Source organism: Nocardiopsis halotolerans DSM 44410, assembly GCF_000341065.1.
GTDB lineage: Bacteria > Actinomycetota > Actinomycetes > Streptosporangiales > Streptosporangiaceae > Nocardiopsis > Nocardiopsis halotolerans.
Genome location: NZ_ANAX01000176.1, coordinates 56,271 through 63,377, shown reverse-complemented (window position 1 = coordinate 63,377; position 7,107 = coordinate 56,271). Strand labels below are relative to the sequence as shown.

Genomic DNA, 7,107 nt, shown 5'->3' with positions numbered 1-7,107 from the left:
CTGCCCATGTCGGCCAGCGGCTGGCGCACCGTGGTCAGGGGCGGCGACGACCAGCGCGCCTCGGGCAGGTCGTCGAAACCCACCACGCTGACGTCGGCGGGCACCCTCAGGCCCCGCTGCCGCAGCGCCTCGTAGACGCCCAGGGCCATCTGGTCGCTGGCCGCGAACACGGCCGTGGGCGGGTCGGCGAGGTCGAACAGCCTCTCTCCCGCGCGGAAGCCGGACTCGTAGGCGAACTCGCCCGGCACGACCAGTTCGTCCTCGACCGCCAGGCCCGCGGTCTCCAGCCCCGCCCGGTACCCGTCGAGCCGGGCGCGGCTGCACCACAGCTCGGGGCGCCCGGCGACGAAGGCGATGCGCCGGTGCCCGAGGTGGATCAGGTGCTCGGTCGCGCTGAGGCCCCCGGCCCAGTTGGTGGCGCCGATCGTGGGCGTGTCCAGGTCCGGGACCCCGACCGGGTCGACGACGACGGCGGGCACGTGCAGTTCCCTCAGCTCCGCCTGGAGCGCCGGGTCCAGGTCCGTGGTCACGAGGATGGCGCCGTCGCTGGTGCGCGCACGNTTCCCCCAGCCACTGGCGGGTCGAACTGGCCCTGCGGTGGATCGCCGACACCACGATCCCGGTTCCCGCCTCGTGCGCGGCGGTCTCCACGCCCCGGATGATCTCGACCGCCCACGGGCTGTCGAGGTCGTTGAAGACGAGGTCGAGCAGGCCGGCCCGCTCCTGGGTGCGACTGCCCCGGCGCCGGTAGCCGTGGGCGCGGATCAGGGTCTCGATGCGTTCACGCGTGGCCGGGGCGACGTCGCCCCGGCCGTTGAGGACGCGCGAGACCGTCGGCGCGGACACGCCCGCCTCCGCGGCGATGGCGGAGATGGTGACGTCTCGTGGCGGGGTGTCGGACATGCTCCTCCTTCGTACTCACCCAGAGTACGAGCACGGCTGGTCGGGATGGCACTGCGATGCGGCGGGATCTTGACGCTCCGCACGCCATCAGCTTAGTGTCCATTTCCACATGTTACGGAAGTTTCCGGAACTTCCGTCGGCCGTCAGAACTGGAGATCCCCCCATGAAGCCGGTCCGCCTCATCACCGCCGCCCTCACCGCGGCGGCGCTGTCGGTCCCCCTGGCCGCTCCGGCCTCCGCCGCACCGGACCACGACCACGACCACCCGAGGTACGCCAAGCCGGGCACACTGCGCTGGGCCGCGCCCGAGGGCCTCGTCATCGGCACCGCCGTCGCCGGCGGCGGGCACCACCTGGAGCAGGACTACCCCGATCCCTTCACCTCGGACGGGAGGTACCGGAGGATCCTGGCCCGCGAGTTCAGCTCGGTCTCCCCCGAGAACCAGATGAAGTGGGAGTACCTCCGGCCCACGCGGGACGAGTACGACTTCGGGATGGCCGACGCCATCGTGGACTTCGCCGAGCGCCACGGCCAGGACGTGCGCGGACACACGCTGCTCTGGCACAGCCAGAACCCCGAGTGGCTGGAGGAGGGCGACTTCACCGCCGAGGAGCTGCGCGAGATCCTGCACGACCACATCACGACCGTCGTCGGCCGTTACGAGGGCCGGATCGACCAGTGGGACGTGGCCAACGAGATCTTCACCTCCTCGGGCGAGCTGCGCACCGAGGACAACATCTGGATCCGCGAACTCGGACCGGGGATCATCGCGGACGCCTTCCGCTGGGCGCACGAGGCCGACCCCTCGGCCGAGCTGTACTTCAACGACTACGGCGTGGAGGACGTCAACGCCAAGAGCGACGCCTACCACGAGCTCGTGCAGGAGCTGCTCGCGGACGGCGTGCCGGTGCACGGGTTCTCCGCCCAGGTCCACCTGAGCATGCAGTACCCCTTCCCGAGCAGCCTGGAGGAGAACCTCCAGCGCTTCGACGACCTCGGCCTGGGTACGGCCCTGACCGAGGTGGACGTGCGCATGCGGTTGCCGGAGGGCGGCGAGCCGACCGGGGAGCAGCTCCGGACGCAGGCCGACTACTACGAACGGGCGCTCAACGCGTGCGTGAACGTGGAGGGCTGCGACTCCTTCACCATCTGGGGCTTCACCGACAGGTACTCGTGGGTCCCCGTGTTCTTCGAGGGTGAGGGCGAGGCCACCGTCATGGACGAGGACTTCCACCGCAAGCCCGCCTACTTCGCCCTGCGGTCCTCCCTGCTGGAGGAGAAGTCCGACGGGCACGGCCGCCCGCCGTGGGCCGGTCACGGCCGTTAACGGATTGACCGGAAACGTCACCGGTGTGACGTGAGGGGGTTGAGCAACGAACGGGGCTGGCCCGTACCCCTTCCCGGTCACCCGGGTCCGCGCGTTCCGGTCCGCACGTCCGCCGGCGGTCCTCCGTCGGCGGACGCGGCACGGCACTCCTGGCGCCCTCCCGCCCGGGCGTCAGGCGGCGTCCCCGGGTGCCGCCGTCAGGGGCCTCCCCGGAACCGGTGCGGACGCCCGGCCCGCGCCGGAGCCGGAGGCCCTTCCGGGGCCGGACCGCCGGCCCCGGGTGTCGCCGAGGTGGTCGGCGCACCCGACACCCGGGAGCCCCCGGCTCAGGCGGCGGTGTGGTAGATGTTCTGCGCCCGGCCCAGACCGTCGGTGAGGACGGTGCGGACCGCGTCGGCGGCGCGCTCGACGTTGAGGTCCAGCTCGGCGCGCTCGGTGGAGGAGAAGTCCCTGAGCACGTACGCGGCCGGGTCCATCCGGCCGGGAGGCCGGCCCACCCCGAAGCGCACCCGGATGTAGTCCGGGCTGGACAGGGACGAGGTCATCGACTTCAGACCGTTGTGCCCGCCCGGGCCTCCGCCCTTCTTGAGCTTGAGCGCGCCGAAGTCGATGTCCAGCTCGTCGTGCACCACGACGATCCGTTCGACCGGCACCTTGTAGAAACGGGCCAGCCCGGACACCGGGCCGCCCGACAGGTTCATGAAGCTCCGCGGCTTGGCCAGCACCGCGGGCACACCGTCCAGGCGGGTCTCCACCACCTCGGCGTGCGTCTTGTGCGCCTTCCAGCGCTCGCTCCCGGCGAGCGCCTCCACCACCATGAAACCGGCGTTGTGCCTGTTCCCGGCGTACTTGGGCCCGGGGTTGCCCAGCCCCACGACGAGCCAGCGCTCGGTCTCGGTCATGTCCTCGTTCTCTCCGCCGACGTTCCTGCCGCTGCCGCCGCCGAACAGCCTGCCCCACCAGTTCCCCATGGGGCACGACCCTACCGGGGCGGCGCCCGACACGACGGACGCGCGGCCCCTGTGACGGGAACCGCGCGTCGTCGTGTGTGGTTTCGGACGGGCCTACTTGGAGGCCTCGTCAGCGGCGGCCTCGGCCTCGTCAGCGGCCTCGGCGGCCTCCTCGCCGGTCTCCGGCTCCTCCTCCACGCGGGGGGCGGAGACGGTCAGCAGGATGGTCTCGGGGTCGGTGGTCAGGGTGACGCCCGACGGCAGCTTGACGTCGGCGGCGGTCGGGCTGGCGCCGACCTCCAGGCCGTCGACGACGAACTCGACGCCCTCGGGGATGTGGGTGGCCTCGGCCTCGACGGCCACGGTGACGAGCTCCTGGGTGAGCACACCCGGGGCCTTGACCTCACCGATCAGGTGGACCGGGATCTCGACCTCGACCTTCTCGCCCTTGGAGACGACCAGCAGGTCGACGTGCTCCAGGAAGCCCTTGATGGCGTCACGCTGCACGCTCTTGGGCAGGGCGAGGTTGTCCTTGTCCACACCGTCGAGACGGATGAGGACGTTCGGGGTCTTCAGGGCGAGCATGAGCTCGTGGCCCGGCAGGTTCAGGTGGCGGGGCTCGGTGCCGTGGCCGTAGAGGACGGCCGGCACCTTACCCGCGCGGCGGGCGCGACGAGAGGCGCCCTTGCCGAATTCCGTGCGGGGCTCGGCAGCGATACGTACCTCGGACACGACAAAACTCCTCGGGTTCAACCCCGCAGCACGGGGAACACGACTCCAGTAGTACGAACGATTCCCGCACTCGGCGGGGAACGCGGCGGGGAATGCCCGCAGGCAGGGAGGCGACCGCCCTGGTTCCAGGCGTACCCGGCGAGCCGCCACCGGACCCGTCCGGCCCGGGAGCGCTCGTCGCGCACCCCTGCCCGCGCTTCCACGCGCAGCCTTCATGAGGCTCCGCCTGGGCACGGGGACACTCGGTCAAGTCTAATGGCTCCGCCGACGACTCCGAACATGTCCCACCGGGCGGCGGAGGTGGGGGGACCCGCCCGACCGGCGGACGGGCCCCGGGGTCCTACTCGAACAGGCTCGTGACCGAGCCGTCGGTGAAGACCTCGCTGATGGCACGGGCCACCAGCGGGGCGATCGAGAGCTGGGTCAGCTTCTCGAAGGAGCGCTCCTCGGGGACGGGCAGCGAGTTGGTGATGACCACCTCGGAGATCCGCGAGTTCTGGAGGCGCTCGGCCGCCGGACCGGACAGCACGCCGTGCGTGGCGGCCACCAGGACCTTGGCCGCGCCCTGCTCGAACAGGGCCTCGGAGGCCTTCACGATGGTGCCGCCGGTGTCGATCATGTCGTCCACCAGCACACAGGTGCGCCCCTTGACCTGACCGACGACCTCGTGGACCCGGACCTGGTTGGCCACGTCCGGGTCGCGGCGCTTGTGGATGATGGCCAGCGGGGCTCCGAGGCGGTCCGCCCACTTGTCGGCGGTGCGCACGCGGCCCGCGTCCGGGGAGACCACCGTGATCTCGGAGTGGTCGACCCTGCTGCCGACGTGGTCGGCCAGGATCGGCAGCGCGAACAGGTGGTCCACCGGGCCGTCGAAGAAGCCCTGGATCTGGTCCGTGTGCAGGTCGACGGCCATCATCCGGTCGGCGCCCGCGGTGCGGAACAGGTCGGTCATCAGGCGGGCGGAGATGGGCTCGCGACCACGGTGCTTCTTGTCCTGCCGGGCGTAGCCGAAGAACGGCGCCACCACGGTGATCCGTTTGGCGGACGCGCGCTTGAGCGCGTCCACCATGATCAGCTGTTCCATGATGGACTCGTTGATCGGATCGGAGTGGCACTGGATGACGAACGCGTCCGAGCCGCGCACCGACTCCAGGTAGCGGACGAAGATCTCACCGTTGGCGAAGGTGTCGAACCGGGTGGGGACCACGTCGATCCCCAGTTCCTTCGCGACCTCCTCGGCCAGGCTCGGGTGTGTGCGCCCCGAGAAGAGCATCAGGTTCTTCTGGCCGGTGGCCTTCATCCCGGTCACGTGTTTCTCCCCCACAGTCACTGCTTGTCGTCGGCTCTGTGCCGATCGGCCTGCTCCGCCGCCTCGGCGGAGGGCGTACCCGGCCGCTTGCGGCGGGTCCAACCCTCGACGTTGCGCTGGCGGTGCCCCTCGGAGACCGCCAGGGCACCGGGCGGCACGTCGTCGCGGACCACGGTCCCCGCCCCGGAGTAGGCGCCGTCGCCCACGTGGACCGGCGCGACGATGGTGTTGTCGCTGCCGATCCTCACGTGGTCGCCGATGACGCTCCGGGACTTGTTGACCCCGTCGTAGTTGACGAACACCGAGGAGCAGCCGATGTTGCTGCCCACTCCGATGTCCGCGTCCCCGACGTAGGTCAGGTGCGGGATCTTGGACCCGGTGCCGACGTTCGAGTTCTTGACCTCGACGAAGGCACCGGCCTTGGCCCGCTCGGCCAGGCGGGTGCCCGGCCGCAGGTAGGTGTAGGGGCCGACCGTGGCCCCGGGGCCGATCTCGGCGCCGTCGGCCGTGGTCTCGCGCACCTCGGCGCCGGCGCCCACGACCGTGTCCTTCAGGTCCGCGCGGGGGCCGACCACGGCGTCCTCGCCGACGGTGGTGGCGCCCCGCAGCCGGGTACCCGGTTCGAGCAGGACGTCGCGGCCGATGGTGGTCTGGACGTCCACCCAGGTGGTGGCGGGGTCGACGACGGTGACCCCGGCGAGCATGTGCTCGGCGAGCAGTCGGTCGTTGAGGACGCGGCGGGCCTCGGAGAGCTGGACGCGGTTGTTGACGCCCTGGACCTCGTGCCAGTCGTCGGCGGCCCAGGCTCCGACCCGGTGGCCGTCGGCGCGCAGCAGGGCGACGGCGTCGGTGACGTACTCCTCGCCCTTGGCGTTGTCCGTGGACAGGCGCTGGACGACCTCGGCGAGCAGGGCGCCGTCGAAGGCGTACATGCCCGAGTTGATCTCGTCGATCGCGTGCTGCTCGGGGGTGGCGTCGGCGTGCTCGACGATCCCGGTGAACTCGCCGTCGGCGTCGCGGACGATGCGTCCGTAGCCGTGGGGGTCGGGGACGCGCGCGGAGAGCGCGGTGAGGGCGTTGCCCTCCTTCTCGTGGGCGGCCACGAGCTCGACAAGGGTGGAGCCACGCAGGAGCGGGGTGTCGCCGCAGGTCAGGACCACGGTGCCGCTGAGCTCGATGCCTCTGGCGGCCAGATCCTCGACGGCCATGCGCACGGCGTGTCCGGTGCCGTTCTGCTCCTCCTGGACCGCGGTGGTCACCTCGGGAGCGACCTCCTCCAGGTGGGATCTGATCTGGTCGCGGCCATGGCCGACGACCACGACCAGGTGCTGGGGGTCGAGCTCCCGGGCTCCCGTGAGCACGTGGCCGAGCATGCTGCGGCCACCGATCTCATGGAGCATCTTGGGAAGCTTCGACTTCATTCGGGTGCCCTCGCCCGCCGCGAGGACGATGACGGCAGCCGGACGGTTCACGCTCACTGAAGGAGCCCCTCGTGGATAGCTGGTGACTGATCTGTCGGCTCACCCTTCGGCGGCGCGACCCGCATGCCGCACGGGCGGCCGTCGGATGACCAGCGGCCGACATGGGAAGGATACATGCGCGTCACAGGCGCCCCACGGGCGCGTGACACCGAGGTGAGCGGCCGTCGTCCGGTCGCGCCTGTGACGCCGGTTTCCGGGTCCGGTGTGAGATACACCGCGCCGTCCGGTCCGGCGGGCGTGGACGTCCGCGACCGGTCCGCGACCGGGGCGGTCGTCCACGGCGTGTGGGACCGGACCACGCGGGTAGGGGAAGGCCTCCTACGGGTCCGCCGCGCGCGGGCGGAGCGCGGACACGCTCGGGAAGGGCTCCCGGACCAGGGCTCGAACCTGGACGATGGGGACCAA

Annotated in this window: 6 protein-coding genes and 1 pseudogene; 1 reads left to right on the top strand and 6 read right to left on the bottom strand. The window is 71.3% G+C overall.

What is annotated here, in order from left to right; translation table 11 throughout:
* Positions 1-530 (bottom strand): substrate-binding domain-containing protein (locus D455_RS35370; protein WP_017571297.1); only part of this gene is annotated, 530 nt, incomplete at its 3' end.
* Between the two features lie 274 nt (positions 531-804).
* Positions 805-903 (bottom strand): annotated as a pseudogene (locus D455_RS35365) (LacI family DNA-binding transcriptional regulator); the annotation flags it as partial.
* 163 nt (positions 904-1,066) lie between these two features.
* On the opposite strand from D455_RS35365, the gene D455_RS0113755 reads away from it, so the two are divergent.
* Entirely contained in the window at positions 1,067-2,230 is a 1,164-nt protein-coding gene (locus tag D455_RS0113755) for an endo-1,4-beta-xylanase (RefSeq protein WP_017571296.1), read from the top strand.
* A 326-nt stretch (positions 2,231-2,556) separates the two neighbouring features.
* Here D455_RS0113755 and pth read toward each other — a convergent pair whose 3' ends face one another.
* The 4 genes from pth to glmU all read right to left on the bottom strand — a co-directional run bounded on the left by pth (position 2,557) and on the right by glmU (position 6,699).
* Positions 2,557-3,201: an aminoacyl-tRNA hydrolase gene (gene pth, locus D455_RS0113750; RefSeq protein ID WP_017571295.1), complete on the bottom strand. Its 645-nt coding sequence runs from the start codon at positions 3,199-3,201 to the stop codon at positions 2,557-2,559.
* A 93-nt stretch (positions 3,202-3,294) separates the two neighbouring features.
* Positions 3,295-3,912 carry a 50S ribosomal protein L25/general stress protein Ctc gene (locus D455_RS0113745; protein WP_017571294.1) on the bottom strand — a complete coding sequence of 206 codons (618 nt, stop codon included), beginning with the start codon at positions 3,910-3,912 and terminating at the stop codon, positions 3,295-3,297.
* Between the two features lie 340 nt (positions 3,913-4,252).
* Positions 4,253-5,221 carry a ribose-phosphate diphosphokinase gene (locus D455_RS0113740; protein WP_017571293.1) on the bottom strand — a complete coding sequence of 323 codons (969 nt, stop codon included), beginning with the start codon at positions 5,219-5,221 and terminating at the stop codon, positions 4,253-4,255.
* A gap of 17 nt (positions 5,222-5,238) precedes the next feature.
* The gene (gene glmU, locus D455_RS0113735; RefSeq protein ID WP_026122610.1) at positions 5,239-6,699 is read right to left on the bottom strand and encodes a bifunctional UDP-N-acetylglucosamine diphosphorylase/glucosamine-1-phosphate N-acetyltransferase GlmU; all 1,461 of its coding nucleotides are present in this window, start codon (positions 6,697-6,699) and stop codon (positions 5,239-5,241) included.
* Between the last annotated feature and the right edge of the window lie 408 nt (positions 6,700-7,107).